Raw genomic sequence first — 26,474 nt, 5'->3', positions numbered from 1 at the left:
ACAGCAAGGAAGAAAACATGAACACCTACGTACTGCCCGAACTTGACTACGACTACGCCGCGCTGGAGCCCCACATCTCGGCGCGGATCATGGAGCTGCACCACAGCAAGCACCACGCCACCTACGTCGCCGGCGCCAACAACGCCCTCGCCCAGCTGGCCGAGGCACGCGACAAGGGCGACTTCACCAACATCAACCGCCTCTCCAAGGACCTCGCGTTCCACACCGGCGGACACATCAACCACTCCGTGTTTTGGAAGAACCTGTCCCCAGATGGCGGCGACAAGCCTGAGGGCGAGCTCGCGGCCGCCATAGACGACGCCTTCGGCTCCTTCGACGCATTCCTTGCCCAGTTCTCCGCCGCCGCCCTCGGCCTGCAGGGCTCCGGATGGGGCTTCCTCGCCTACGAACCCATCGGCGGAAACCTCGTCATCGAACAGCTCTACGACCAGCAGGGCAACACCGCACTCGGCACCACCCCGCTGCTGATGCTGGACATGTGGGAACACGCCTTCTACCTGGACTACGTCAACGTCAAGGCCGACTACGTCAAGGCCTTCTGGAACATCGTCAACTGGGCCGACGTCGCCAAACGCTTCGACGCTGCCCGCGCCAACGCCACCGGCCTCATTCTGCCGGCCGCCGCCGGATCACAGGCCTAAGGACGCTCCATGGAACTCGGCGTCTACAGCTTCGGCGACACCCAGCGCAACCCCGACGGGAGCCTCCGCCCCACCGCGGAGGCAATCAGCAACCTGCACGAGGCCATCATCCTCGCCGACCAAGTCGGCCTGGACTACTTCGGCGTCGGCGAACACCACACCGCGGACATGCCGGCCTCCTCCCCCGGGGCCATGGTCGCCGCCGCCGCAGGAGCCACCCAGCAGATCATCCTCGGCAGCTCCGTAAGCGTACTCAGCACCGACGACCCGGTCCGGGTATTCCAGCAGTTCGCCACAGCCGACGCCGTCTCCGGCGGAGGCCGGGTCGAAATCACCGCCGGCCGCGGCTCCTCCGCCGAGTCCTACCCCCTGTTCGGGTATGAACGCCATGACTACGACCAGCTCTACGCAGAAAAGCTCGACCTGCTGATGACTATCAACAACGCCGACGACGGCGCCCGCGTCAGCTGGGCAGGGACGGTCCGGCCAGCCCTGACTGACCTCGCGGTGGTTCCCCGTCCCGTCCACGGCCGGCTGCCCCTCTGGCTGGGAACCGGCGGCAGCGCACCCTCCTCGGCCCGCGCGGGAAAGCTGGGCCTGCCCGTCTCCTACGGCATCATCGGCGGCACCCCGTCCAGGTTCGCACCCCTGGCCAAGCTGTACCGATCATCCGCCGCCCAGGCCGGGCACAGCGGAGAAAATATCAAGATCTCCGTGGGAGCCTTCGGCCTGATCGCTCCGACCAAGAAGGAAGCAATGGAACGCTTCTACCCCGGATGGCACAACCTCAACATCGAGATGGGCAAGCTCCGCGGCTGGCCCGCCCCCGAGAAAAGCCACTTCGAAGCGCTGGTAGAAGCGCCCCGGCCCTACTACGTCGGCGCCCCCGACGAAATCGCACAACGCATCGTCGACCTGCACGGACACCTCGGACACATGCGACACTTCCTGCAAATGGACATCGGCGGCCTGCCCCACGAACACCTCCTCGAATCAATCACCCTTCTGGCCACCGAGGTCAAACCACGAGTCGAACGCCTCCTGAAGAACCTGTAAGGAAGCCTGCTACGGGGGCTGCAACCCGTAAACTACAGCCAAATAGCGCTGACACATCCAGGCCATTTAGCGCCGAACAATACCTACCGGCCGTACGAATTCGACGGCGGGCAAGGAACGGTCTCGTTGGCCCCCTACAGCGATAAACCCTCTCTTGCGGACCTGGGCATCTATCGAGAAAGCAGCTATTCGCCGTTCGGACGCAACTCCCCGGCGGGTGGGACGGGCCGGTACAGGGTCCGGCGGCTGACCCCAGTTAAAACCAGAGGCCGCAGGCTTTGGTACCACGCTCGCCCAGGGAGGCCATGCCGAACCTGAGTTTCATCAGTGTCATCTTGAAGGGCCGCCCGCCTTTCCCGCCACGGGCACGGGCCGAAGCGAGTCCCTCGGGTGCGTTCAGTGCTTAGCTCGCGTTCGAATTCAGCCAGGGCCGCGAAAATCCCGAAGATCACTTTTCGGCGCTGCTCGGCGCTCGTTTGTCCAAGGTCGCGGAATTACTGGCTTGTTGCGGCAGACCCCAACCTGACGTCAGGCGGTGGTGTGAAGGGTGTCCGGCTGGGCTCGGTTTGTTTCTTTTCTGAGACCGCCGGTATGAGTTCATATCGCTGAAGCTGACAGTGGACACGACCCCTACGGCTACTCCAAGAAGCAGACGTAGCTGCGGACACTGTCCACACCTCCCTTGGCCGGACAAATACACAACCACGCCGGCCCCCGCGCAACCAAAAGCGGCCTTCCGAGACCGTTCCGCACACGAGAGGCTTCGTCATGTCGTTCCCGCACCACAAAGCCATGAACAGGTATTGGCCACCCCAGACCAACCGACAGAACCGGAACGAGGAACCACCCGCACCCATAAACAGCAGGCGGTGAGCCCACCAGCCAGAGCACTGAACCCGCCACCCACACACCGGAATAGGCCACCGCGGCGGCCAGCCAGGCCACGGCCGCGAACCACCGTCAAAGTCCAACGGGCCAAAGCTTTGTACACACGCTTAAAGCGAAAACCCCCTTTGACGAGGGGGTTTTCGTGCCCAAGGTGGGACTCGAACCGGCTTCCACGCCTTGAATGCCCGGGTATGCCTACCGGGGTTAACTGGCTGGTGCCACAACGTCCTCCAGCACTGACCTGTCGAAAAAACGGATCTCGCCCGTTGCCTCGAAGAACACAGGAACTACTGATGTGCTCAGATCTTTGGACGTTTCGTAGATTTCAGTCGCACTCCCGTGCTTCCTCGCAATTGTTCCAATCAGATCGGTACCGCGAACCCGAACAGTTCGATATTTATAGCTCATCGTGACCCCTTCGTCCACTAGGGCACACCCTACCCCTTGGGAGTGCCGCTTCGGGGTTGCGCGCCTATGGCGCCAACACATTGATAGCCGGGGCTAGGGATCACTTCTCCATAACAGCAGAAATATCTGCCGTACTAACGGGCAGGCGTGACATCCACGAGGGCATCCACCCTTCCGTCCCCTTTCTCAAGGAAACGGCCCCGGTCACCGCGGACACCGCCCCCCAGCCAATAGGGATCAAACCGCTCTCGGGCTGAAACACGTCCGAACTCTGCGGCCGGCCGGGAGCGATCTAGCATGGGCGGGAACAACGAAAGAGGCGCCCTGCGAACGGATCATTGCTGATGCCGAAGTCATGCCGCTTCGTTCTTTCGCTTTGATAGACAAGTGGAACTTCTATCGCTGCTTGTCATTCTGATATGTCCCATGATCTCTGGGCGGGTCCTCCGCGCAACCAGGGCGCTACCGCGCCGACCCCGGCAACGAAAACTTCTCCAAAAAGCCGTGGATGCAGTCCCCGCGGATGAAGTTTTCGCCCCCGGCGCCGGTCCCCCAAGTTGCACTCCGGCCCCTCAGCCCAGCGGGTGGTCCCCTACCAGAACGACACCCACAGCCAAACAACCACAGAAAAGTCATGCAACAGAACGGGTGAAGGGAAAACCGGGATCATGGAAAAGCTCACGATCACAACACCATCAGATGTGCTCAGCTTCATCAGCCACACCCTGGGCTTCTGGCCGCAGGAAAGCTTGGTCTGCATCACCATGAACCAGAACAGCATCGGCGCGACCCTGCGCATCGATCTTCCCCGCCAACCCGGCCAGGAACTCCCCTGCGCACGAACCGGCGCCCACTACCTGACCAGCGACACTAATGCGTCATCCGTCCACTTCGCCGTCTACACCAGCGAAACCAGCCAGCACGGGCAGCCCAGACCCCAGGCAGGCACCATCGCCGCGCTCACCGGCGTGCTCGCCGAACAAGGCATCACCATCCGGGACGGACTCTTCGTCAGAGAACACACCTTCTCCCCCTACGACGGCGAACCCGGCACCAGCCTCGCCCTGCCCGTCAGCTCCACCCAAACCAGCGCAATCAACGCCGAATTCATCTACCGCGGCAGCTTCATCGAACCCACCGACCGGATCACTCTCCCGAGCAGCAACCAGGCAGAGGCCAAAGCTGCCGCCGTCGAACACCACGTGAACACCATCGCCTCCCAACCCACCGACACCGCACTCCAGCAAGGCCGGAGACTCTGGGCAGACATGCTCCACTCCAAGACCTTCCCGACAGATGAGGACTGCCATGCCCTCGTCGCGAACCTGCAATTCCCGGCAATCCGAGACCGGCTCATCGCAGACATCCCCGGAGTCGACGAACCCATGCAACAGATCCTGTTCGCCCAAACCGACCAGGCCCCCAAGTGGTCGCGCATGGCAGACCGAGGCTGTCGCCGGATCAAACGGGGACAAACCTCATCGGTTATCGTCTACAACCGCTACTGCTAATGATTGTCGGGCGAAGATCAGTGGATCCCAGGGCCTGTCTGGCCGGCTCGCCTAAGACCCGCCTCGTGCTCGCGCAGAACCAGTTCCATCAGGCCTGGGAAGCGACGGTCGAGCTCCTCGCGGCGAAGCCAGTTACGGTGGCGGGTGCCGTCCACTTCCTGTTTGATGATCCCCGACTCGCGGAGCACCCGCCAGTGCCTCGTCAGCGCCGATTTCGACACTCCGAAGTCAGAGCCGCTGCACGCTGTTCCGGGCTCCTGGGCGATGTAGTGAACGATCGCACGGCGGACGGGATCAGTCAGTGCGAACATCGCTTCAAACAGGTCGAATTCATCCTCGGCGGGGATTGAGAGTGGGTGCGCTAAGCGACTTGCCATGATCTTCTTCCGTATGCCCGGGTCGAAACTCTATGTACACTTTTGAGCGTACATAGGCTACTGTAAATGTACGTGCTGCCGTGTACATCATGTCATGGGTGCACGATGACTACCACCTAAGGCCATTCCCGCCACATATCCCCCACGCTGCCCCGCCTGTGTGGGAACTACGAACGAAGGAATCATCTATGAAGATCGCTGTTATCGGTGCCGGAGCTATCGGCGGCAACCTCGCACGTCGTCTCAGCGAAGCTGGACACGATGTGGTCGTCGCTGACGCCCGTGGACCTGAAGTCGTCGCTGACGAAGTCCTCGCCGCAGGTGCGCGTGCCGTTGAGGTGGATGCCGCCGTTGCCGATCGCAGCGTGATCGTGCTGGCGGTCCCCTTCTCGGTGCAGCCGGATCTGGCCGATCTCCTGGCCGCTGTGTCTGAGGAAACGATCGTCGTCGACACATCGAATTATTATCCCTTCATGCGGGGCCCGGTCGAGGCTGTTGACAACGGTCAGGTCGAGAGCGAATGGAGCCAGGAAAAGCTCCGTCGGCCGGTAGTCAAGGCCTGGAATGCTGCTCTGGCGGAAACTCAGCAGACGCGGGGCCTGCCGAAGGGTTCCCCTGACCGCATCGCGATTCCGGTTGCGGCCGACTCCGCCGAGGCTCGCGCCACGGTCATGCAGCTCGTTGACGATACCGGCTTCGATCCCTTCGATGCAGGCGTGATCGCCGACTCGTGGCGTCAGCATCCGGGCACCCCGGCGTACTGCACGGAGCTGGGCCTTGAGGACCTCGGCAAGGCTCTTGCCGAGGCCGAGAAGGACAAGGCGCCGATCACGCGTGACCGTCTCATGGAGTACTTCGGCTCGCTCGAGAAAATGCCGTCGCTGGACGAAACCGTCGCGATCAACCGTGCAGCACACAACTAACACCTGCCGATACAGATCGCAGGTCATGGCACTTACAGGTGCCCTAAGAAAGAGGAAAAAGAGATCATGACGACCATTGGTTTGATCGGGAGCGGGAACATCGGAAGCGGTGTGGCACGCTTAGCCATAGCGGCCGGCTACGAGGTGGTGCTGAGTAACAGCCGGAGCCCCGAGACACTTGCAGGCCTTGTCGCCGACCTTGGACCCCGAGCGCGAGCGGCGACGCCTTCCGAGGCTGCCGCAGCCGGCGACATCGTGATCGTCTCCATTCCCCTGAGCGCCTATCCGCAGGTGCCGGTCGCTGAACTCCGCGGCAAAACGGTGATCGACACGAACAACTACTATCCCGATCGGGATGGCCACTACCCGGAGCTCGACGACGAGTCGACGACGACGGCCGAGCTGCTGCAGGCCCATCTGCCGGAATCACGTGTTGTCAAGGCCTTCAACAACATCTACTTCCCCCACCTCACGAACCTGGCCCGGCCATCGGGGGACCCGGAGCGCTCCGTCCTCGCCATTGCCGGAGACGATGCAGCCGCGAAAGCAGCGGTGACCGAGTTCCTCGACGCGATCGGGTACGACACCCTAGACGCGGGCGTTCTCTCGGAGGGGTGGCGGTTCCAACGTGACACTCCCGCATACACCCGCCCGTATTTCAGCAGAACCGACCCGAACCTCGGTCGTCCGGTCTTCCGTGACGAGCTGGCCGCACGGCTGGCCGAGGCTAAGCGGTACCGCGACGTCGAAAGCGCCTAGCGAGCGTCGCCTGATCGTCGGGCGGTCACAGCAGTCGCATAAGTCTTCCCCACGAAAACCCCGGCCTCGCCGCCACGTTTTCGGCCGGGGCGTCATCGTCGCGCTCTCCACCTGGATTCGGAGTGACCAGGCGATCCTGAGCGCGACCCCTCGTCGAGCGAATGCTCGGGCTCTTGCCCGAGCGGCCCACATCTGACGAGAACCCCCTGCAAGAACAAGAAACGGAGCACGAACCATGTCACGACTGAACGGCAAAGTCGCCATCATCACCGGAGCGGCCAGCGGGATCGGCCTGTCCACCGTCGAGATCTTCGCGGCGGAAGGAGCGACGGTCATCGCCACTGACATCTCAGAGGACGCACGCAACCGCGCGGTCGAGGCTGTCACGGCCACCGGTGGAAAGGTCCTCGCCCGCACTCTGGACGTCAGTTCCCCGGAGTCTTGGCAGCGGGTTGTGAACGGCGTCGTCGCCGAACGGGGAACCATCGACATTCTCGTCAACAATGCCGGTATTGCTATCCCGAAGGGCATCCTCGAGGCCGAGCTGGAGGACTGGAACAAAGTCCTGGCAATCAATGCGACCGGCACATGGCTGGGAATGAAGAACGTCTTGCCTATTATGCAGGCAGCCGGACGGGGATCCATCGTGAATGTCTCGTCACTGGCCGCTATCACCTCAGGGCCTGCCGACGGCTGTGGCGCCGCCTACTCCGCATCCAAGGGCGCCGTCCGTTCCCTCACTAAACACGCCGCGCAGTGGTTCGCCAAAGACCACATCAGAGTCAACTCTGTCCACCCCGGTCCGATCTACACCAGTCTGATCCAGAACTATGGCATCACGAAGGAACAGGCGGCCGATCCCGTGAACGTGACACTCCCGCCCCACATCGGCGAGGCCTCCGACGTCGCCTACGGAATCCTTTACCTCGCCTCCGACGAAGCCAAGTTCGTTACCGGCGAAGAACTCATCATCGACGGCGGTTATGCCACCCACTAATCCCAGCCAATTACAGAAACGCGCGGGCTTAGACCCCATTCGACAGATAGGACGTATATGACAGTGGAAGGACAGATGATCCTTGGCATGCACCTCGGCAACGGGTACGGCTCGCAGGGCTCCGCCTGGCGTGCGCCCGGCGTCGACCCTGCCAACTACACCAGCTTCGAAGCTCAGGTGCGCTACGCCAAGGCCGCGGAGCGCGGGAAGTTCGCCTTTTTGTTCCTGCCCGACTTCCTGGCTCTACAAGGCGACGTGGACCGCGAGTCGCCCATGATCACCCTCGAACCCATGATGACCCTGGCGGCTATCGCCCGTGAAACCGAGCGCATCGGCCTCGTGGCCACTGGCTCCACGACCTTCAACGAGCCCTACAACCTTGCCCGACAGTTCAAGGCTCTGGATGTCATGAGCAATGGCCGTGCCGGCTGGAACGCGGTGACCACCAGCGACCCTGCATCTGCGGCCAATTTCGGACAAGCCATCGCGCCTCGGCCGGAGCGTTACCAGCGCGCCCAGGAGTCAATTCAGATCGCCCAGGCGCTGTGGGGCAGCTGGCGGCAGGACGCGTGGATCAAGGACACGACGACCGGACGTTTCGCCGACCCGGCGAAGATCCAGCCAATCAACATGCAGGGAGAGTACGTCGCCTCCCGTGGACCGCTGCCCATCCCACCCTCCGAGCAGGGACAGCCGGTCATCTTCTCCGCCGGCGGAGGCGGGAACGGGATGGAACTGGCCGGGCGCTACGCCAACGGAGTCATCGGCGCGGTGTTCACTATTGAGGACGCACGCAACCAGCGCGAGGCATACCGCGAAGCAGCCCGTCGAGCAGGCCGCAATCCCGACGAGGTGAAGTTCTTCGCTGGACTAATGCCGGCTATCGCTTCCACCAAACGTGCCGCCCTGGACCGTCGTGTCGCACTCGGTGAAAAGATATTTCCGGCCCGTGTCCCGTACCTGGGTTCCATGCTGGGACTGACTCTGGACGTCACTCAGCTCGACAAGCCACTGACCCCCTCGCAGCTGGCCGCAGCCCAGGCCAGCCCCTTCGATCCCCGCTCCGCGCGTGCCCTGGAAGTCGCCAGGGAAGGGTGGACGGTTCGCGACATCCTCGCCCATGGAGTCATCGACTACCACCCCACCCCCGTCGGACCTCCTTTTGCATGGCCAGCATCATCTGTCGGGTGGTCACAATGACTCCTTCTCTGATTCTGGGCAAACCTGCCCAGAACAGTAGTTGTGGGTGTGGAAATGCTGCAGCAAGCGGAAGACGCGATTCCTGCGGCAGGGTGGGCTACGGTGGTGGTCTCCCCGCATGCGTGCTAGTTGTGTGCCGAAGGCCGCAGCAGCGCCCGGTACTGGCCTTGGAAATAGAGAAGCGGATCGGGAACGGGGTTCTCGCTCGCTCCGAGTTCGAGGACTCGTCCGAGGATGATGAGGTGGTCGCCGGCATCGTGCTCGGCCCAGATGCTGCAGTCAAGCCAGGCAAGGATGCCGTCAAGGACGGGGTTTCCCTCCTTGGACGGAGTCCACTGGACATTCGCCCATTTGTCGGTGCCTTTCCGTGCGAACTGGCTGGACAAGCCTTCCTGCTCCCGGGACAAAATGTTGACCGCAAACTTTCCCCTGTCGCGGTTTCGCGGGTAGGTGGTCGAGGTTTTCATGACGCTGAACGACACGAGCGGCGGGTCGACCGAGACGCTGTAGAACGACTGACAGGTGAACCCGATTGGTCCTGGGTCGTCTTGGCCGGTGATGACAGTGATCCCGGAGGCGTAGCGACCTACGGTGCTGCGGAACAGGCCGGGGTCGTTGCTGAGTGTGGCGGTCGTTGTCATGCCGAGAGTGCTCCCTGCGGCTGCAGGCCGGTTCTGATGGCGGTTGTCACGTCACTCTCCCGACCCAGAGATCCGGGGGTCGAGCCCGTACTGCGCGGGCGCGCCAAGGTGGTCCCGGAGCGTGATGCCTTCGTAGTCGTCGTAGAAAAGCCCGCGTTGCTGCAACAGTGGAACGACTTCGTCGACGAAGGTGTCAATTCCGTCCTCGTTGATGTCGATGGAGACCCAGAACCCGTCGCAGGCACCAGCTTCGAACCATTCCTGCATGTGGTCCGCGGTGACGGAACTCGGCAACGGGTACGGCATGCAGGGCGGGGCATGGCGGGCACCTGGTGTCGACGCCTCCAACTACACCAACTTCGACGCGCAGGTGCGCTACGCCCAAGCCGCCGAACGGGGCAAGTTCGCGTTCCTGTTTCTGCCTGACTTCGTGGTCCAGACCGGGGACCTGGATCACGAGGCTCCGCAACTGACCCTCGATCCCCTGATGACAGCGGCAGCCGTCGCCCGTGGCACCAGCCACATCGGCTTGGTGGCCACTGGCTCCACGACCTTCAACGAGCCGTACAACGTCGCCCGCCAGTTCAAAGCACTGGACGTCATGAGCCACGGCCGAATCGGGTGGAACGCGGTAACCACCGCCGATCCAGGGTCGGCGGCCAACTTCGGCCGCCAGATCGATCCTCGCCCGGAGCGCTACCAGCGCGCTCACGAGACAATCCAGATCGTGCAGACACTATGGGGCAGCTGGGAGGAAGACGCCTGGCTCAAAGACACCGCGAACGGTCGCTTCGCCGACCCGGACAAAATCCAACCGATCAATCTCCAAAGAAACTATGTCGCCTCACGCGGCCCTTTGCCCATCCCGCCTTCCGAACAGGGACAGCCCGTTATTTTCTCCGCCGGCGGCGGGCAAAACGTGCTGGAACTCGCCGGCCGGTACGCCAGCGGGGTCATCGGCGCGGTATTCACCATCGAAGACGCCCGCGCCCAGCGCGAAGCAATCCGCGACGCCGCCCGTCGGGCCGGCCGCGACCCCGACGAGGTGAAGTTCTTCGCCGGGCTCATGCCTGCAATCGGCGCCACTAAACGAGCAGCGCTGGACCGGCGGGTAACCCTGGGCGGGCACACCTTCCCCGCCCGCGTCCCTTACCTGGGTTCCATGCTGGGCCTTGACCTGAAGGTGGATCAGCTGGACCAGCCGCTGACCCCCGCCCAACTGGCGGCAGCTCACGCCAGCCCGTTCGATCCTCGCTCCCCGCGGGCATTGGAGATCGCCCGGGAGGGGTGGACCATCCGCGACGTACTGGCCCATGGCGTCATCGACTACCACCCGACACCGGTAGGTCCCGCATCAGTGACGGCTGACCACATGCAGGAGTGGTTCGAAGCCGACGCCGTCGACGGCTTCTGGCTCCTCTTCGACGTCTACGAAGACGCGATCGACACTTTCGTCGACGACGTCGTCCCCCTGCTCCAGGAACGCGGCCTCTACCACCTGGACTACGAAGGAGCCACCCTGCGCGAGAACCTTGAAGCCCACCAACAGTACGGACTCGACCCCCGTCTGGGCGGCGGACAGTGAACGCAGAACCAAGGAACAGCATGAGGATCCCCGTTATCGACTCCAAAGCGATCGGGGGCAAGCTCGCTCGAGACTGATCAGCCTAGTGGCATGAGGGGGGTTTAGCCCAGGCTTGTGATCCTGGGTGTCTGAGACAACTACACCCCAACCTGACTCAGGCGGTGGTGTGAAGGGTGTCCGGCTGGGCTCGGTTTGTTTCTTTTCTGAGAACGCCGGTACGAGTTCATATCCCAGAGCCTGACAGTGGACGCGACCCCTACGGCGCACTCGAAGAAGCAGACGTAGGTGTGGACACTGTCCACACCTCCGTTGGCCGGACAAATACACGACCACGGCTCCCCCGCGCAACCAAAAGCGGCCTTCCGAGACCGTTCCGCACCCGAGAGGCTTCGTCATGTCGTTCCCGCACCGCAAAGCCATGAACGGGTGTTGGCCATCCCAGACCAACCGACAGAACCGGAACGAGGAACCACCCGCACCCATAAACAGCAGGCGGTGAGCCCACCAGCCAGAGCACTGAGCCTGCCACCCACACACCGGAATAGGCCACCGCGGCGGCCAGCCAGGCCACGGCCGCGAACCACCGTCAGAGTCAACGGGCCAAAGCTTTATACACACGCTTAAAGCAAAAACCCCCTCTGACGAGGGGGTTTGCGTGCCCAAGGTGGGATTCGAACCAGCCTCCTCCCCTGAAAATCCGCCACTCCCCCGAAAACATCCCGAATCCGGCCCCGTCCGATACCGGTACAACCGAATCCGAAGCCCAGGGTGTGCACAGTGTGCAAACCCTCTTTTGTGAGCACTTTGAGCCCCAACCCATCCGAGTGTGGCGGTCCTTTGGGGCGCTGGGAATCCCTCTCCACCACCAACTGCCGCGCAGGCCAACTGCGACGAGACGACGACGTTCCCGGGCTCAGCCGGAACCCGACTGACGAAATGCGCCGAGCAGTGATGTGCGGACCCAGCCGAGAACTGGAATTCGTACAACGTCATAGCGTTGCGACCTCCCCTCGACCATTTCATGGGCGCAGACAGCGGAAGAGAGCATGACCAAGACTTCGCTCCATGGAGCACGGAACATCCATAAGGGCCCGCCCTTCCAACACGACGGAATCTCCATTATCGGCGTTCCGAAATCACTCAGGAGTAGGGGCTCCGGGCCGTGCACGAAGGCCGAAACGGGTGAGCCGTTAAAGGGCTCGAAGCGGTTACTGAACCGCCACTGCTGCTGTTTAGGGAATTGTTGGACATTCTTTTTGGCTGGCGGGCTTCCGTTGTGGTCATGCCGCTATGCGTGCGGCAACGGGGCTGGGTGAAAACAGAGAAGCTGGCCGGTTTGCAACCGGCCAGCTTCCTGACAACCACTTGGAGCAGAGCCCCGACGTCGTTCGATCGCGGTCGCGACCGGGTCGAAGAAGTTCTCGGTGAACAATTCCGACCTGCCGATCACCAGGAACACCAGGCCGAGGCCGAAAGCAAGTGCCCCGGCCAGTTTCCCCGGGCCAGTTCCCAGAGCCGGCGCGATCAGTTCCCTGGCCATGGCCATAGCGACGATCCCGAATACGATCGTCACCCCGGCGATGAATCCGGTGGACACCTGCTCGAGCGCAGGCATGTCCAGCCGACGCCCGCCCTCACGCTTGGCACGGTCATAGATCTCATTCGGGGCCGGCGCAGTCATGCCCCTTTCTTACCTTCCCCACTCCTTGGCGCACAGGATCTCCGTAGGGGGTAGGCGTTGTTTTCACTTCCAGAAGGGCTCCGTCATTCACTGCCCGTTCTTATCCCAGATCGTCACCTTGATGCTCAACCGGACGTCCAGAGTGGAGGCAAGGTTTCCTCCAGAGATCGGGAGAGCTCCTTGTTGCTGGTGGTATGTTCATTGGCGTTGATCTCGCCCTGCAGGGTTGCGCTGGTTAGTGAGCACCCCGGTTCCATTTGAGGCAGGTCCCGTCAATGTCCCTTCGTCCACCGCGGACCATGCACTGGTGGCCACGGCCGGACGGGGCACGGGCCGCATCTTTAAAACCTGCCGCAATGTCCGCCGGGTATAGTCCCGGTTCCGGCCCGTCAGTTCAACCTGCTCGCTGTGGAATCGGGGCTCAGCGGCCTTGGAATGGTGTTCCCTGAATTAATGATGGCCTGAGCCGGTGGTACCGAACATCAGGGTTCTGCGGGGAACGTCGTAAAACACAGTCTCTGAAGTCGATAGCAGATCTTGAAGATTGTCGGCATCCTGGGAGTTCAGGGTGAGCACCTCTTCCCACGCTCCCTGGTCAAGGACCAACTGAAGAGTCCAAGTGCCCGGCTTGCCCGGCTCGCCCGCTACCCAGCTGAACTGGTAGTGACTGACTTGGCGGACCTTGATGCTGTCATCGGTTAGAGGCTGCCTCGGTGTAGGGGTCATAACCATCTCCTGAACGCGCTGGCCTGGAACTCCACGGAAGTGGCATCCCCCAGCAATATAGCCCGATACCTATTACCAGGCCAGATTTGAGTTGCAGCCCTTTTTGTTTCAAAGGACGATCGGGCAACGCACCGAGGTCATCACCCCGGAGTCACTGCGCGCTGAACTGGCAAAGCTGAGCGATGCCCTGTCTGTCGAGCATCCCGAGCTGGCCGCCTGCCGGTTCACTCCGCACGACTTCCGCCGTCTGTTTGCTACAGACCTCGTCAATCACGGCCTGACCATCCACATCGGAGCCGCACTCCTTGGCCACCTGGACGTGCAAACCACCCATGGCTACGTCAGCGTATCCCAGGGACGTCATCCGGCCCTACCAGGCACTTGCCAGACGCAGAGCCGCCCGTCCTGCCAGGGAGTACCGGGCGGCCAAGGACACGGAATGAATGGGCCAAATTCGAAGAGCATTTCGACAAGCGAAAGGTCGAGCTCGGCAGCTGCGTCCGCCCCTACGCCACCCCCTGCGAGCACGAACATGCCGGTGTCCGTTGCCCCATGCTCCAAGTCGACCCTGTCATGATCGACCGCCTCGATGAGATCCAATCGACCTCATCACCCGACGTGCGCTGGCGGAAGCAAACGGATGGCTCGGTGAGCTCGAAGGCGTCGACCTCACCCTTCGATTCCTTCAGGACAAGCGCGCAGACGCACAACGACTCGCCCGGCTGGGTCCGACCATGCTGGGCATTCCGATCGTCCGTCCTTGAACGGATTCCTCAAACCTATTTCCCCGTTCATCCTGGCCGCAGCTGGGGGCCAGCTCCTACGGCATGTCCTTTGCTCAGGCCTGTCAGTCCGATTCATAACGATCGAGGATGGACTGCATCTGGGATATTTCCTGCTGCTGAGACTCCACGATTCCCTTGCAGAGCTCAACAATCTCCGGATCAGTGATGCCCGATTCCTGACAGACCAGAACGGCCCGGGAGTGGTGAGGGATCATTGATTTCAGGAATTCCTCGTTGCCCACGAAGGTTTCCGTCCGTCCAAGCGCGAACGCGCCACCAAAAAGGACGGCGAAGCCGACCAACATGGCAATGTTCGCTTTTTTGTTCTTGAACATCGACCACATGCCAACGACCATAACGATGGCCATCGCTGAAACCATGACCAGAGCCATCCAGAAGTTACTCAGATTGAAGTAGAAGTGATCGATAGACCGAATCATGGACATCGACAACATCCACATAAGCCCAAGACTGACCAGCAACATGATGCCGAACTTCACGTACATCCCACTGGAACTGCCATGGCCGGAATGGTCTTGCCCTGACGTGCCTTCGTGGGGATTGTCCCTATTTTCCGCTGCGTTCACTGTTACTCCTTCAGTTAACGGCTATCAGCCCAACGAAGACAGGAGTTCCTCGCAGGCCTTCTCACAGCGGTGGCATGCTTCAGCGCAGACCCGGCAATGCTCATGCATTCCTGCGTGCTGCTCACACTCATCACCACAAGCTTTGCAGGCGGTCCGGCATGCCTCGAGGACTGCTCGTGTGAGGTTCGCGTCATACCCGGTGTGGCGGGACAGGACATTTCCGGTAGTGGCGCAAATGTCAGCGCAGTCCAAGTTCGTGCGGATGCATTTAGTCAGGTCCGCCACCATGTCCTCACTCAGGCAGGCGTCGGCGCAGGCGGTACAGGTCTGCACACATTCGAAACATGCCTCGATAGAATCGGCCAGCTTCTGACGGTCAACACCGCCGAGCTCTTTCGGATAGGTTTCCAGCATTGAAGTGATGTGGCTCACGGACTTCTCCTGATCGATAGACGAAGAGAGGAGCCGGCGGGCCGCCCGCCCCTATATAGACAGTAGCCTTACTAGTTGTGTCTGCGAAGTGCAGAGAACTTCGCCGAGTTCGAGCGGTCCCTGATCCGGGAGCGGCAGCGGGAAGGCATCGCGCTGGCCAAGCAGCGCGGCGCCTACCGCGGACGGAAAAAGACCCTCACACCGGAACGGGCGGCGAGCTGATCCAGCGGGCCGACAGCGGAATCCCCAAATCCGTCCTCGCCAGCGACTATGGCATCAGCCGGGAAACGGTGTACCAGTACCTGCGCCAAGCCAAACTGCCCTGACACCCTCCCCTGTCGAGCAAGCCGCTGACGCAAACAACAGCCAAGCCAGCTTGACGGAATCCTCATTATCGGCGTTCCAAAAGCACTTAGGCGCAGGGGCTCCTGGCCTGCGTGGTCAGTGTACGCAGGCCGGAACGTCCGAGTCGTTGAAGGGCTCCAACCAGTCCCTGAACTCCATGGGGGCGAGGCCGAGCTGCATGTTCAGTCCAGCGTCGCCTTCGAAGCCGTCCATCGCTCTCTGGTAGAGCATTTCACTATCGGTATCTTCGAGCATGCGTTCTTCCAGCCCGCCGCCAGCCGTCGGTAAAGCTCGTCGGCTCCTACCGTTACGGCACCGCCGAAGAGCTGGTGAAACTCAACGAATCTGGGAACTGGATGCGCTCGTCACGAACTACCTGCTGCGCCAGCAGAAGCTGCATTCGAAGGATCGCCATGGGGCCAAGTTGGTCAAGAAACATGATGCCTGTTGACCCCAAGCTCACGCGGGCTGAGGGGGAAACCACGCCAGCAAATGGGCCCAGGAGCGTCATTGCGACGGCCCCTCTCGCGGGCATCAGAGTGGCCGGTACTTCCAGGGGCGAAAGCTTTGCTTCCTATGCTGAAAGGCTTGCCAGATATAGGTCAATATAATGAACTTTTCGAATTTCGACTTGTCGCCTATGGATGGTCCCTCAGTGGCGGGGCCGCTGGACTGGTTTCCGCTGATCCGGCAGAAGAGCCTGACCTTAGATTGAGGACGGCTTCCGCCTCCCTTTGTCTTGACCAAATCCGCCGTTCGGCGTTCCCTGCCCAAACGGCTACCCTTATGCCCCAAGCAAACCCGGAAGGACCTATGAGCATGACAACGGCATTCCTTGGCTGCGGATCGATGAACGAAGCCATCCTGGCTGGCCTGCTGAAAGCCGGAACAGCGCCGGAAGAAGTCATCGTGACGGTCCGCCGCCCTGAACGAGCGGTTGAACTGGACTCCCGGTATCCGGGCCTGAGCGCCATGGCCGTGCAGGAAAACCCCGAGAGCAACAAGCGCGCGACCACTTGGGCCGACGTCGTCATCCTCGGAGTCAAACCGGCAGGGATTGCCGATCTCGCCCGAGAGATCAGCAGCTCGTTAGCACCCGAAACCGTGGTCGTTAGCGTGGCCGCAGCCGTGACCCTGACGCAGCTGGAAGCTGCCTTGCCCCAAGGCCAGCCAGTGATCCGGGCCCTGCCCAACACACCCATCAAGCTGGGACGCGGGGTTGTAGCACTTACTCCCGGCAGCCACTGCGGCCCTGAGCAGTTGGGCCAAGTCAAAGGCATTCTCGAAGGCACAGGCACTGTTGTGGAGGTGCCGGAGGAGCAGGTAAACGCTGTTTCGGCCATTAGCGGCTCAGGCCCGGCCTACGCTTACTATTTGGCCGAAGCCATGGCTGCCGCAGGTGCAGAACTGGGCCTCGACCCGGAACTGTCCGTTCTTCTGGCCCGTGAAACGGTGGCAGGCGCGGGCCTGATGCTCGCTGAACCCGGCGCCGATGCCTCCGCCCTGCGCAAGACCATGGCCGGCCCCGACAGCATCACCCTTCGCGCCCTTGCCGTTTTCGATGAGCGGGGCACGCCCGGCATCATCACCGAAGGGGCCCGTGCAACGGTGGACCGATCAGCAGAAATCACCCAACAACTCAGGGCAAAGCGTCCCTAATTGCCATGAACGGCATGGCAGGGGGATGCGCACGTGTCGCGGCGCTTCCTGCCAACGCCTCACAGCTGGAAAACAGACCAAGTGACCAGGTCAAGCCCTCCCGGGGACACAAATGCCGGTCGAAACGCAGGCAAATGCCGACTCCCCTGGGACCGTCAGTAGTGCGTATCCCTCATGCCTGGTGGGCGCCCCCGCCCCACCTACGGTCTTCTGGACGAAACTGATCTCCTGATTTTCGTCGGGACCGTCACACCGGAACGGCCGGCGGAGGTGGTCCAGCGGGCAGCGAATGGCATCCCCAAATCCGTCCTCGCCAGCGACTACGGCATCAGCCGGGAAACCGTCTACCAATACCTGCGCCAGGCCAAACTGTCCTGACACCCTCCCTGTCGTGCCAGCCGCTGACCCAATCAACAGCCAAACCAGCTTGACGGAAGGTCCATTATCGGCGTTCCTTGCGACTGGATTGGTGGTGCCAGCAGATGTGGACGGGCGCACCATTCTGGAAGTGGTGACAGGTGATGTGGCGCGTGATTTTAAACCCGTTTCCCTGTTCGCTCAGGAGCTAAGGCGGTAACCCATCTTTTCACCTATGTTCAGGCCTGCCTGCTTAAGCGCTTCGATCAGCCCAGCCTGTTTTTCAGGTTCGAACCTGAAAGACGGGCCAGAGATGCTTACCGCCCCAATGACAGTTCCCTGGTGGCCATGGATAGGGACGGCAATGCCGTTAAGTCCGTCCTCGAGTTCACCTTGCACCGTCGCATAGCCTAATTTCGCCGCTGCCGCCACTTCCGCCTCCAGTTCCTGCCGCGAGGTGATGGTCTGGTTTGTTAATGCGGGCATACCGGATTCATTGAGCATGCGGTCGCGCTCCGCGGCAGACAGTGAGGCCAGAAAGACTTTTCCGCTTGAAGTAGCGTGAATGGGCGTAAGAAGTCCCATCCAGTTCTTGGTACCCAGCCTGGAGGGCCCGAACGCTTCGTCGATGTTAACCACGTGGTTCGAGTTCAAAACGGCCAGGTTGACGGTTTCCCCGAATTTAGCGGCGAGGGCTTCCAGGACGGGGCGCGCTTCCTTGGCCAGATCGAGCCGCACCGGTATCGAGTTTGCCAGATGCAGGATGCCAAGTCCGAGTTGATACCTGCCTCTCCCGCTGCTCTGTGCCATTCCTTGTGCTTCCAATGCGCGGAGAAGCCGGGAAATTGTCGACTTGTGGACTCCCATCTCCTCTGCGACTTCAGTGACGCCGGCACTGCCAGCCCGGGCCAGAATCTTCAGGACTGTAATGGCACGATCAACTGACTGAAGACTTCCCCCCTGAAGGTACCCGTTGGAATTCGTGCCAACGTCACGTACTGAAATGGCCATGACTTCATACTCTCACCCAAGCCCCCAGTTCGCAGGACAGAGAAAGAGCGCTTTGGAGCATGTCCCTCAGGGTATGCATTTCGTGATGGACTGCTATCTCGCATATGTGTCGAGCAGCACCCGCTGCGGCCGAATGCCGGGCTCCCCCAGCGCGCGTCTTGTCACCGACCCAGAAAATGGGGACAGCCAGCCCCTGCTGCTTCCGGCAGGCATCTTCAGTCCTGCGCTTTGTGTCAAATGGACACCAAGCCGGATGCTACTACTACATTTGGAGCGCTGGCTGCCCCGGCTCCAGCTGGTCGGTAATCTCCGCCAATGGCACCGGCTTGCGACTGTTACCCCGCAAAGCAAGTTCAAGGACGGACCCCCTCCTCAAAGAAACAGTCATTGATTCGCCGTAAAAAATCTTGACGACCGCAGTGATTCGGGTAACACTGAAAGCGCGGGTTGCGGAAGGCGCAACCCCGATACGCGTACCGAACAGAAATCGAAGACCCTTTGTAGCACTGCATCCGCGATGGAGCGGATGACCGCTAAGTCAACCCTTCCCTTGTCCCTCATCCCTATGGCAGGTCAACCTGTTGATTGGGCACTGATGAAAGGCCTGCTCGAGAAGTAAGTCCATGGCCTGCCTGCCCTTGCCGGCTGAGCTCGAACTATGCAAGAGGCGCAGCTAACAACTAATTTTGAGGATCATTTCCATGAGTTTCACTGCTGTTGATGATGCCCCTGTCAGAGGTTTCCACCGCAAACTCACGGCCGCATGTTCCGGCGGCCCCTTACTTGATGGCTACCTGCTCGCCATTGTTGGGATCGCGTTGCCCGGGATCACCGGCAACATGCACCTGGACACGGGAGTCGAAGCAACGATCGGCGTTGCCTCCCTTATCGGGATGTTTTTCGGTGGCCTGATTTGCGGCCCGCTCACTGACCGCATCGGTCGCAAGCCCATGTACACCCTCGACCTGCTCGTGCTCGTCGTCGCATCGGCCCTCTCGGTAGTAGCTACCGAAGCCTGGCAGCTGATCGCACTCCGATTCATCATTGGCGCCGCCATCGCCGCGGACTACCCCATCGCGACCTCACTGCTTTCTGAATGGCTTCCCCGGAAGCGGCGCGCCGGAATGTTCAGCGCGGTCATCATTATTTGGTACATCGGCGCATCCCTGGCCTACCTCGTGGGATACCTGATCAACGAATTCATGGGCAGCGACGGCTGGCGCTGGATGTTGGGCAGCGGCGCCGTCCTGGCACTCATCGTTTTCCTGCTCCGCATTGGCACCCCTGAATCGCCACGGTGGTTGGTAGGGGCCGGACGGGTGGACGAAGCCCGCCAGGTAATCGAGAACTCCCTCCACGTCCGAGTTACCGCCGAAGAGCTGACCGGCAGCCTGCCTCGGACCGTGGAATCGCGCGGTAACATCATCGACCTCTTCCGCGGAATCTACCTGCGCCGCATGCTGTTCATCATCGTCTTCTTCACCTGCGCCATCATCCCCCTGTTCGCACTGCTCACCTTCGGTCCGCAACTGCTCGGTTCACTGGGACTGGGGGCAGGAAACCTCGCCAATCTCGGGACGGCGATCATCAACCTGGTCTTCGCGCTCGGGTGCCTGCCCGCGATGAAGCTCCTGGAAACCATCGGGCGGCGCAGGACGATCATCTGGTCCTTTGGACTCATGGTGCTCCCACTGATCGCGCTCGGCGTGTGGACCAACGCACCCGGCCCCCTCATTGTTGCCTTCTTCAGCCTCTACGCTCTCTTCTCCGGTGGCCCCAGCATCCTCGAATGGGCCTACCCCAACGAACTGTTCCCGACCAGGATCCGTGCCGCGGCTGTCGGCGTCGCCGTCGCCCTGACACGGTTCGGGGCAGCAGTCGGCACGTTCCTCGTCCCGGTCTCACTGGTCACCCTGGGCACCTCGGCAACCATGTTCATCGGGGCCGGTATCACCTTCGTCGGCTTCCTTGCCTGCATCGCCTGGGCAGAAGAGACCCGCAGCCGCTCCCTGGAAGAGACCGGCGCCATCGAGGTGGTGCCCTCCACACCGACCACGACCTCAAAGGTCAGCTCGGGTTTCTGAGCTGCCGGCAAGACTGATCAAAAACTCTGCAGACCTACAACAGGAGCAAGCCACCATGAGTGAAATCCGCGAAATACTTCCCATCCCCGCGCGGAGGAGCCAGCCGGTCACGGCGGCCATGGGAATACATCAGCAAGAGGCACCCTTCACGCCCGTCGCCCCTCTTCAGGCACCGGAGGGCGCCCCTAACGTGGTGGTCGTCCTCATCGATGACATGGGCTTCGGCGCTTCGAGTGCCTTCGGCGGCCCATGCGAGATGCCGACAGCGGAGAAGCTGTCCGACGAAGGGCTGCGCTACAGCCGCTTCCACGTCACAGCACTGTGCTCCCCCACGCGGCAGGCCCTGATGACGGGGCGGAACCACCACTCCGTGGGCATGGGCGTGACCACCGAGATGAGCACCTCCACCCCCGGTTACACGGGATTCCGTCCCGACAGTGCCGCCACCATCGCCCAGACCCTCAGCGCGAACGGTTACAGCACCGCGGCGTTCGGCAAGTGGCACCAGACCCCGCCCCGCGAGGTCAGCCCGTCAGGGCCCTTTGACCGCTGGCCCATCGGGGAGGGGTTCGATAAGTTCTACGGGTTCATGGGTGCCGAGATGAACCACTGGTACCCGCAGCTCTTTGACGGCACGACACCGGTGGAGCCTTCGCAGCGGCCCGAAGACGGCTACCACCTCTCCGAGGACCTCGTGGACCAGGCAATCAACTGGGTCCAGACCCAGAAGACACTCACCCCGGAGAAGCCGTTCTTCAGCTACATCGCCTTCGGCGCCACCCACGGACCGTTCCACGTCGCTCCCGAGTGGAAGGACAAGTACCGTGGCCGCTTCGACCATGGCTGGGACGCCCAACGCGAATCGACGCTGGCCCGGCAGAAGGAACTGGGCGTCGTCCCCGACTCCGCCGAACTAAGCCCCTGGGCCGACGTCGTCCCGCACTGGGACGAACTCAACGACACCGAGCACCAGGTGGCAGCCTCCTTCATGGAAACCTACGCCGGGTTCGCCGAACACACCGACGTCCAGGTCGGACGCTTCGTTGACGCCCTGGACGAAATCGGGGAGCTCGATAACACCCTCTTCATCTACATCCTCGGGGACAATGGCGCTTCCGGTGAGGGCGGCATCGAAGGCACCATGCGCGAGCACCTGGTAGGACACGGCTTCAAAGACAGCACCGAAGCCATGGCACAGGAACTCGACGCCCTCGGCGACGCCACCACCTACGCCATCTACCCGGTCGGGTGGGCCCTGGCCATGAATACTCCCTACCAGTGGACCAAGCAGGTCGCCTCCCACCTCGGCGGCACCCGCGACGGCATGATCATGCGCTGGGGCAATGGGATCCGGCACGGCGGCGGTGTGCGGCACCAGTACCATCACGTCATCGACATCGCCCCGACCATTTTCGAAGCGGCCGGAATCCCCCACCCGGTCACGGTCAACGGCGTGACGCAGCAGCCCATCGAAGGCACCAGCATGCTGTACACCTTCAACACACCCGACGCCGAAGACCGCAGGCGCACCCAGTACTTCGAAATGTGTGGCAACCGCAGCATCTACCACGAAGGCTGGACGGCGGTGACCCGCCACGGCACACCATGGGAAATGGTCCCCGAAGGGCTGCCCTCCTTCGACGAGGACATCTGGGAGCTCTACAACATCCGGAACGACTGGAGCCAGGCCCACAACCTCGCCGACAAGTACCCGGAGAAGCTGCGGGAACTCCAGCAGCTCTTCCTCATCGAAGCCAGCAAATACAACGTCTTCCCCCTCGATGACCGGGTCACCGAGCGGGAAAACCCCGAAGTCGCCGGACGGATCGACCTGCTCGGCGACCGGACAACAGTGACCTACCGTGCCGGCATGGGCCGCTTCACCGAAGAGACCACCCTGAACGTGAAGAACAGGTCGCACAGCGTGACCGCCCGGGTTGACGTCCCGGAAGGTGGAGCCGAAGGTGTCCTGATAGCCCAGGGCGGCCGTTTCGGCGGCTGGTCCCTGTACGTGGCAGACGGGCGCCTCAGCTACGCCCACAACTGCTACGGGCGGGACCTCTACATCGTCCGTTCCGACGAGGCACTCGTCCCTGGCCCCCAGGAACTTAGCATGGAATTCCACTACGACGGCGGCGGCATCGGCCAGGGCGCGGAAATCCGGCTCGCTGCTGATGGCAGGGTCGTCGGCAAGGGCAGGGTGGACCAGACCACCGCCTACTACTTCTCCTTCGACGAGACGCTCAACATCGGCGTCGACCGCGGAACCCCGGTCACCGATGACTACCTCCCGGTGGATAACGCGTTCACCGGCACGATGCATACCGTGCGCATTGACCTGCATGATGACGATCACAACCAGCACCTCACGGCTGCAGACCGACAGCGCATGGCACTGGCCCACCAGTAACCCGAAGGCGGGCAGGTGAGCATCCTCCCCTAATGCACGCAGGGCTCCGCCGAGTAGCTCTCCTGACGTGCATGCAACGCGCCCTCCCCGTGAGCACCAAACTTTATGTATAGGAAGGACTCTATGTCTGGAACGTATGTCGGCGAAGAGTCAGCACATGCCGAGGCTGAGCTTGTAGCGGCCGCGGGATCCCCTGCGGCAGCGGAGACCTTGTTCATCGCAGGCCGATGGGTCGCCCCACAGGCAGGAGGAACACGCACTATCACCTGTCCCGCAGACGGGTCTGTAGTCGGGCCCGTTGCCGAGGCCGGGGAAGCGGACACCGTCGTCGCGATCCAGGCGGCCAAAGCCGCCCATGACGCGGGTCTCTGGTCCTCGGTGCCGGAGCCTGAACGCGGAGACCTCCTCCTGGCTGTGGCACGACGCCTGCGGGAGCGCAAGGACGAATTCGCCCGGGCGGAGTCCCTGGATACAGGAAAGCGCCTGGTGGAATCAGAGATTGACATGGACGATGTTGCCGCGTGCTTCACCTACTTCGGGAAGCTCGCTGGCCAGCAGGCGGGCCGGGTTGTCGATGCCGGTAATCCTGACGTCGTGAGCAGAATCGTCCATGAGCCGGTCGGAGTATGCGGCCTGATCACGCCGTGGAACTACCCCCTGCTGCAGGCAGCATGGAAGGTCGCGCCGGCGCTGGCCGCCGGGAACACGTTCATCCTGAAACCCGCGGAGCTCACACCGCACACGGCGATACTGCTGATGCAGGTCCTGGACGAAGTAGGCCTCCCACTTGGAGTGGCCAACCTGGTACTCGGCCCGGGCGCCGTCGTCGGAGCACCGTTGGCAAGCCATCCGGACGTGGACATGGTCTCGTTCACCGGCGGCCTGACCACGGGCAAGATGATCGCTGTTCAGGCGGCAGACACTGTCAAGAAAGTAGCGCTGGAGCTGGGAGGGAAGAATCCCAACGTCGTCTTCGCGGACGCCGACTTCGATGCCGCCGTGGACAATGCCCTCAACGCCGCCTTTGTCCATTCGGGACAGGTCTGCTCGGCCGGCGCCCGCCTGATCGTGGAGGAGTCCATAGCAGAGGCTTTCGTGGACGAGCTGGTGCGTCGGGCCGAGAACATCCGCCTTGGCGGACCCTTCGACGCCGATGCGGACGCCGGGCCATTGATCTCGGCAGCCCACCGGGACAAGGTCACAGCCTACGTGGAAGCCGGCCTGGCCGAGGGCGCGCGCCTGCGCTGCGGAGGCCGATGGGGAACGGACGAACTGGTGGGCGGCTACTACTACCTCCCCACCGTCCTGGACAACGTCCACAGCGGCATGACGGTACTGACGGAAGAGGCTTTCGGCCCGGTCGTCACCGTGGAAACCTTCACCGGCGAGGACGAGGCCGTCGCCCTCGCCAACGACACGATTTACGGCCTGGCAGGGGCGGTCTGGAGCCAGGACGCCGGACGCTCCCAGCGGGTGGCCGCCCGGTTGCGTCACGGCACCATCTGGATCAATGACTTCCACCCCTACCTGCCCCAGGCCGAATGGGGCGGAATGAAGCAGTCCGGCACCGGACGGGAACTCGGGCCGACCGGAATGGCCGAGTACCAGGAGATCAAGCATGTGTACCAAAACCTGCGTCCCGCTGCCACCGGCTGGTTCCCCCAGTAATGGCAGGGCACGACGCGCAGGTTCCAATGACGCAACCCGGAAAGGAAAGTATGTTGCACGGGCCGCAAGAGCAGAATTTTGACTATGTAGTGGTGGGTGCGGGATCGGCCGGCGCCGTGGTCGCGGCCCGCCTGAGCGAGGATCCCTCGGTCAGGGTGGCCCTCATCGAGGCTGGGCCCAGAGACGAAGGCATTGACGAAGTCCTGACCCTTAACCGGTGGATGGAACTACTGGAATCCGGCTACGACTGGGACTATCCCGTTGAAGAACAGGAGAACGGCAACTCCTTCATGCGGATGGCCCGCGCTAAAGTCCTGGGCGGATGCTCCTCGCACAATTCGTGCATCGCGTTCTGGGCCCCGGCCGAGGACATCGACGAATGGGAGTCGAAGTTCGGTGCCACAGGCTGGAACGCCGAACTGGCCTTCCGGCTCTACCGCAAGATCGAAAACAACGCCGACGACGGCGAACATCACGGTCACGACGGCCCGGTACGGCTGCGCAACGTGCCCCCGGCCGACCCCTGTGGCGTGGCACTGCTCGACGCCGCCGACGCCGCCGGAATACCACGGGCCAGGTTCAATGCAGGCAAGACGGTGACACAAGGTGCAAACTTCCTCCAGATCAATGCCACAGAGGACGGAAAGCGGGCATCCTCATCGGTGTCCTACCTCCACCCCGCCGCGGACCGAGACAACCTCGTGATCCTGGACTGCACCCATGCCACCCGGCTGGTCTTCGACGACAGCAAACGTTGCACCGGCGTCGAAGTGGTCGACAGCGCCTTCGGCGCCCCCAAGATGATCGGCGCCTCCCGGGAAGTGATCGTCTCCGCCGGGGCCATTGACTCACCGAAGCTGCTGATGCTCTCAGGTATCGGTCCCGCAGAGCATCTGGCCCAGGTGGGGGTGGATGTACTCGTTGACGCTCCCGGCGTTGGTGCCAACCTGCAGGACCACCCGGAGGCCGTGATCCAGTGGCAGGCCAAAAAGCCCATGGTCACCGCCTCCACCCAGTGGTGGGAGATCGGAGTTTTTGCCCAGGTGGACGAGGGTCTTGACCGGCCCGACCTCATGATGCACTACGGCACGGTCAACTTTGACATGCACACGTACAGGCAGGGCTACCCCACGGCAGACAACGTGTTTTGCCTGACGCCCAATGTCACGCACGCCCGCTCCAGGGGGACAGTGCGGCTCCGCTCCCGGGACTACCGCGACAAGCCCCGGGTCGATCCCCGCTACTTCACTGACCCGGAAGGATACGACCAGCGCATCATGACCGCCGGTCTGCGGAAGGCACGGGAAATCGTCTCCCAGCAGGCCCTGGATGAATGGGCCGGCGAGGAACTCTTCCCCGGAGCGGATGTACAAACCGACGAGCAGATCCAGGACTACATCCGGCGCACCCACAACACCGTCTACCATCCCGCTGGTACAGTCCGTATGGGCGCCTCTGACGACGGGAATTCCCCTCTTGATCCCGAGCTGCGGGTCAAGGGAGTCACGGCCCTGCGTGTTGCGGACGCCTCGGTGATGCCCGAACTCGTCACCGTGAACCCCAACCTCACCGTGTACATGATCGGGGAGCGCGCCGCCGAACTCATAGCCGGGGAACCCCCGAGAACGGCAGCGACCGAAGAACCCATCTCAGCAAGCGTCTGACCCCCAGCCCTCTGCGGGTCCCTCGCCTGATCAGCAGGGTCATCCGCAGAGGGCGCGG

The 26,474-nt window shown here is 62.2% G+C and carries 23 protein-coding genes and 1 pseudogene; 16 read left to right on the top strand and 8 right to left on the bottom strand.

Annotation, left to right across the window (positions count from 1 at the left end):
* Window positions 1–17: 17 nt before the first annotated feature.
* The 3 genes from LFT45_RS09810 (at window position 18) to LFT45_RS09795 (ending at window position 4,525) form a co-directional block, all read left to right on the top strand.
* A complete protein-coding gene (locus tag LFT45_RS09810; RefSeq protein ID WP_236808134.1) occupies window positions 18–662 on the top strand; it encodes a superoxide dismutase in 645 nt (214 codons plus the stop codon).
* A 9-nt stretch (window positions 663–671) separates the two neighbouring features.
* A complete protein-coding gene (locus LFT45_RS09805; protein WP_236808133.1) occupies window positions 672–1,718 on the top strand; it encodes an LLM class flavin-dependent oxidoreductase in 1,047 nt (348 codons plus the stop codon).
* 1,964 nt (window positions 1,719–3,682) lie between these two features.
* Window positions 3,683–4,525: a DUF4192 family protein gene (locus LFT45_RS09795; protein WP_236808132.1), complete on the top strand. Its 843-nt coding sequence runs from the start codon at window positions 3,683–3,685 to the stop codon at window positions 4,523–4,525.
* A gap of 17 nt (window positions 4,526–4,542) precedes the next feature.
* Here the strand turns inward: LFT45_RS09795 and LFT45_RS09790 are convergent, their stop codons facing one another.
* Window positions 4,543–4,902 carry an ArsR/SmtB family transcription factor gene (locus LFT45_RS09790; protein ID WP_236808131.1) on the bottom strand — a complete coding sequence of 120 codons (360 nt, stop codon included), beginning with the start codon at window positions 4,900–4,902 and terminating at the stop codon, window positions 4,543–4,545.
* A 188-nt stretch (window positions 4,903–5,090) separates the two neighbouring features.
* Between LFT45_RS09790 and LFT45_RS09785 the strand changes: the two genes are divergently transcribed.
* From LFT45_RS09785 to LFT45_RS09770, 4 genes are all read left to right on the top strand, one after another.
* Window positions 5,091–5,825 carry an NADPH-dependent F420 reductase gene (locus tag LFT45_RS09785; RefSeq protein ID WP_236808130.1) on the top strand — a complete coding sequence of 245 codons (735 nt, stop codon included), beginning with the start codon at window positions 5,091–5,093 and terminating at the stop codon, window positions 5,823–5,825.
* A gap of 66 nt (window positions 5,826–5,891) precedes the next feature.
* Window positions 5,892–6,584 (top strand): NADPH-dependent F420 reductase, encoded by a 693-nt coding sequence (locus LFT45_RS09780; RefSeq protein WP_236808129.1) that lies wholly within the window; start codon window positions 5,892–5,894, stop codon window positions 6,582–6,584.
* 235 nt (window positions 6,585–6,819) lie between these two features.
* Window positions 6,820–7,581 carry an SDR family NAD(P)-dependent oxidoreductase gene (locus tag LFT45_RS09775; RefSeq protein ID WP_236808128.1) on the top strand — a complete coding sequence of 254 codons (762 nt, stop codon included), beginning with the start codon at window positions 6,820–6,822 and terminating at the stop codon, window positions 7,579–7,581.
* Window positions 7,582–7,638: 57 nt separating this feature from the next.
* On the top strand, window positions 7,639–8,781 hold the full coding sequence (locus LFT45_RS09770) for an NtaA/DmoA family FMN-dependent monooxygenase (protein WP_236808127.1): 1,143 nt from the start codon (window positions 7,639–7,641) through the stop codon (window positions 8,779–8,781).
* 125 nt (window positions 8,782–8,906) lie between these two features.
* Here the strand turns inward: LFT45_RS09770 and LFT45_RS09765 are convergent, their stop codons facing one another.
* Both LFT45_RS09765 and LFT45_RS09760 read right to left on the bottom strand, forming a co-directional pair.
* A complete protein-coding gene (locus LFT45_RS09765; protein WP_236808126.1) occupies window positions 8,907–9,422 on the bottom strand; it encodes a flavin reductase family protein in 516 nt (171 codons plus the stop codon).
* A gap of 51 nt (window positions 9,423–9,473) precedes the next feature.
* Window positions 9,474–9,689: a hypothetical protein gene (locus tag LFT45_RS09760; RefSeq protein ID WP_236808125.1), complete on the bottom strand. Its 216-nt coding sequence runs from the start codon at window positions 9,687–9,689 to the stop codon at window positions 9,474–9,476.
* Here LFT45_RS09760 and LFT45_RS09755 point away from each other — a divergent pair.
* Window positions 9,688–11,007 carry an NtaA/DmoA family FMN-dependent monooxygenase gene (locus LFT45_RS09755; RefSeq protein ID WP_236808124.1) on the top strand — a complete coding sequence of 440 codons (1,320 nt, stop codon included), beginning with the start codon at window positions 9,688–9,690 and terminating at the stop codon, window positions 11,005–11,007. The two genes, LFT45_RS09760 and LFT45_RS09755, sit on opposite strands and share 2 nt — an antisense overlap.
* A gap of 1,288 nt (window positions 11,008–12,295) precedes the next feature.
* On the opposite strand, the gene LFT45_RS09750 is transcribed toward LFT45_RS09755, so the two are convergent.
* Window positions 12,296–12,688 carry a formate/nitrite transporter family protein gene (locus LFT45_RS09750; protein WP_236808123.1) on the bottom strand — a complete coding sequence of 131 codons (393 nt, stop codon included), beginning with the start codon at window positions 12,686–12,688 and terminating at the stop codon, window positions 12,296–12,298.
* 817 nt (window positions 12,689–13,505) lie between these two features.
* Here LFT45_RS09750 and LFT45_RS23485 point away from each other — a divergent pair.
* Window positions 13,506–13,991, top strand: a complete 486-nt coding sequence (locus LFT45_RS23485; RefSeq protein WP_440157663.1) for a tyrosine-type recombinase/integrase — start codon at window positions 13,506–13,508, stop codon at window positions 13,989–13,991.
* Between the two features lie 270 nt (window positions 13,992–14,261).
* Here LFT45_RS23485 and LFT45_RS09740 read toward each other — a convergent pair whose 3' ends face one another.
* A complete protein-coding gene (locus tag LFT45_RS09740; protein WP_236808121.1) occupies window positions 14,262–14,786 on the bottom strand; it encodes a DUF305 domain-containing protein in 525 nt (174 codons plus the stop codon).
* Window positions 14,787–14,810: 24 nt separating this feature from the next.
* Complete coding sequence (locus LFT45_RS09735) at window positions 14,811–15,200, bottom strand: four-helix bundle copper-binding protein (protein WP_236809251.1); 390 nt, start codon at window positions 15,198–15,200, stop codon at window positions 14,811–14,813.
* A gap of 117 nt (window positions 15,201–15,317) precedes the next feature.
* Here LFT45_RS09735 and LFT45_RS09730 point away from each other — a divergent pair.
* Window positions 15,318–15,544, top strand: a pseudogene (locus LFT45_RS09730) (recombinase family protein); the annotation flags it as partial.
* 115 nt (window positions 15,545–15,659) lie between these two features.
* Here LFT45_RS09730 and LFT45_RS09725 read toward each other — a convergent pair.
* The gene (locus LFT45_RS09725) at window positions 15,660–15,818 is read right to left on the bottom strand and encodes a hypothetical protein (protein ID WP_236808120.1); all 159 of its coding nucleotides are present in this window, start codon (window positions 15,816–15,818) and stop codon (window positions 15,660–15,662) included.
* Between the two features lie 558 nt (window positions 15,819–16,376).
* Here LFT45_RS09725 and proC point away from each other — a divergent pair.
* Both proC and LFT45_RS09715 read left to right on the top strand, forming a co-directional pair.
* Entirely contained in the window at window positions 16,377–17,222 is an 846-nt protein-coding gene (gene proC / locus LFT45_RS09720; protein WP_236808119.1) for a pyrroline-5-carboxylate reductase, read from the top strand.
* Window positions 17,223–17,492: 270 nt separating this feature from the next.
* Entirely contained in the window at window positions 17,493–17,600 is a 108-nt protein-coding gene (locus tag LFT45_RS09715; protein ID WP_440157677.1) for a helix-turn-helix domain-containing protein, read from the top strand.
* A gap of 180 nt (window positions 17,601–17,780) precedes the next feature.
* Here the strand turns inward: LFT45_RS09715 and LFT45_RS09710 are convergent, their stop codons facing one another.
* The gene (locus tag LFT45_RS09710) at window positions 17,781–18,590 is read right to left on the bottom strand and encodes an IclR family transcriptional regulator (RefSeq protein WP_236808118.1); all 810 of its coding nucleotides are present in this window, start codon (window positions 18,588–18,590) and stop codon (window positions 17,781–17,783) included.
* Between the two features lie 701 nt (window positions 18,591–19,291).
* Between LFT45_RS09710 and LFT45_RS09705 the strand changes: the two genes are divergently transcribed.
* The 4 genes from LFT45_RS09705 (at window position 19,292) to LFT45_RS09690 (ending at window position 26,416) form a co-directional block, all read left to right on the top strand.
* The gene (locus LFT45_RS09705) at window positions 19,292–20,674 is read left to right on the top strand and encodes an MFS transporter (RefSeq protein ID WP_236808117.1); all 1,383 of its coding nucleotides are present in this window, start codon (window positions 19,292–19,294) and stop codon (window positions 20,672–20,674) included.
* A 55-nt stretch (window positions 20,675–20,729) separates the two neighbouring features.
* Entirely contained in the window at window positions 20,730–23,084 is a 2,355-nt protein-coding gene (locus tag LFT45_RS09700; RefSeq protein ID WP_236808116.1) for an arylsulfatase, read from the top strand.
* Between the two features lie 123 nt (window positions 23,085–23,207).
* On the top strand, window positions 23,208–24,752 hold the full coding sequence (locus LFT45_RS09695) for an aldehyde dehydrogenase family protein (RefSeq protein ID WP_236808115.1): 1,545 nt from the start codon (window positions 23,208–23,210) through the stop codon (window positions 24,750–24,752).
* 53 nt (window positions 24,753–24,805) lie between these two features.
* On the top strand, window positions 24,806–26,416 hold the full coding sequence (locus LFT45_RS09690; protein ID WP_236808114.1) for a GMC family oxidoreductase: 1,611 nt from the start codon (window positions 24,806–24,808) through the stop codon (window positions 26,414–26,416).
* Window positions 26,417–26,474 lie beyond the last annotated feature (58 nt).

Origin of the sequence: Arthrobacter sp. FW305-BF8 (genome assembly GCF_021789315.1) — a bacterium.
Classification (GTDB): Bacteria; Actinomycetota; Actinomycetes; order Actinomycetales; family Micrococcaceae; genus Arthrobacter.
This window is presented reverse-complemented; position numbering and strand designations above follow the sequence as displayed.

What these genes read in the sequence shown, in the direction of transcription:
- LFT45_RS09805 (WP_236808133.1), top strand. Translation starts at nt 672, where the DNA reads ATGGAACTCGGCGTCTACAGCTTCGGCGACACCCAGCGCAACCCCGAC.
- LFT45_RS09695 (WP_236808115.1), top strand. Translation starts at nt 23,208, where the DNA reads ATGTCTGGAACGTATGTCGGCGAAGAGTCAGCACATGCCGAGGCTGAG.
- LFT45_RS09810 (WP_236808134.1), top strand. Translation starts at nt 18, where the DNA reads ATGAACACCTACGTACTGCCCGAACTTGACTACGACTACGCCGCGCTG.
- LFT45_RS09705 (WP_236808117.1), top strand. Translation starts at nt 19,292, where the DNA reads ATGAGTTTCACTGCTGTTGATGATGCCCCTGTCAGAGGTTTCCACCGC.
- LFT45_RS09795 (WP_236808132.1), top strand. Translation starts at nt 3,683, where the DNA reads ATGGAAAAGCTCACGATCACAACACCATCAGATGTGCTCAGCTTCATC.
- proC (WP_236808119.1), top strand. Translation starts at nt 16,377, where the DNA reads ATGAGCATGACAACGGCATTCCTTGGCTGCGGATCGATGAACGAAGCC.
- LFT45_RS09750 (WP_236808123.1), bottom strand. Translation starts at nt 12,688, where the DNA reads ATGACTGCGCCGGCCCCGAATGAGATCTATGACCGTGCCAAGCGTGAG.
- LFT45_RS09765 (WP_236808126.1), bottom strand. Translation starts at nt 9,422, where the DNA reads ATGACAACGACCGCCACACTCAGCAACGACCCCGGCCTGTTCCGCAGC.
- LFT45_RS09760 (WP_236808125.1), bottom strand. Translation starts at nt 9,689, where the DNA reads ATGCAGGAATGGTTCGAAGCTGGTGCCTGCGACGGGTTCTGGGTCTCC.
- LFT45_RS09790 (WP_236808131.1), bottom strand. Translation starts at nt 4,902, where the DNA reads ATGGCAAGTCGCTTAGCGCACCCACTCTCAATCCCCGCCGAGGATGAA.
- LFT45_RS09775 (WP_236808128.1), top strand. Translation starts at nt 6,820, where the DNA reads ATGTCACGACTGAACGGCAAAGTCGCCATCATCACCGGAGCGGCCAGC.
- LFT45_RS09785 (WP_236808130.1), top strand. Translation starts at nt 5,091, where the DNA reads ATGAAGATCGCTGTTATCGGTGCCGGAGCTATCGGCGGCAACCTCGCA.
- LFT45_RS09735 (WP_236809251.1), bottom strand. Translation starts at nt 15,200, where the DNA reads ATGCTGGAAACCTATCCGAAAGAGCTCGGCGGTGTTGACCGTCAGAAG.
- LFT45_RS09780 (WP_236808129.1), top strand. Translation starts at nt 5,892, where the DNA reads ATGACGACCATTGGTTTGATCGGGAGCGGGAACATCGGAAGCGGTGTG.
- LFT45_RS09770 (WP_236808127.1), top strand. Translation starts at nt 7,639, where the DNA reads ATGACAGTGGAAGGACAGATGATCCTTGGCATGCACCTCGGCAACGGG.
- LFT45_RS09700 (WP_236808116.1), top strand. Translation starts at nt 20,730, where the DNA reads ATGAGTGAAATCCGCGAAATACTTCCCATCCCCGCGCGGAGGAGCCAG.
- LFT45_RS09755 (WP_236808124.1), top strand. Translation starts at nt 9,688, where the DNA reads ATGTGGTCCGCGGTGACGGAACTCGGCAACGGGTACGGCATGCAGGGC.
- LFT45_RS09725 (WP_236808120.1), bottom strand. Translation starts at nt 15,818, where the DNA reads ATGCTCGAAGATACCGATAGTGAAATGCTCTACCAGAGAGCGATGGAC.
- LFT45_RS09710 (WP_236808118.1), bottom strand. Translation starts at nt 18,590, where the DNA reads ATGGCCATTTCAGTACGTGACGTTGGCACGAATTCCAACGGGTACCTT.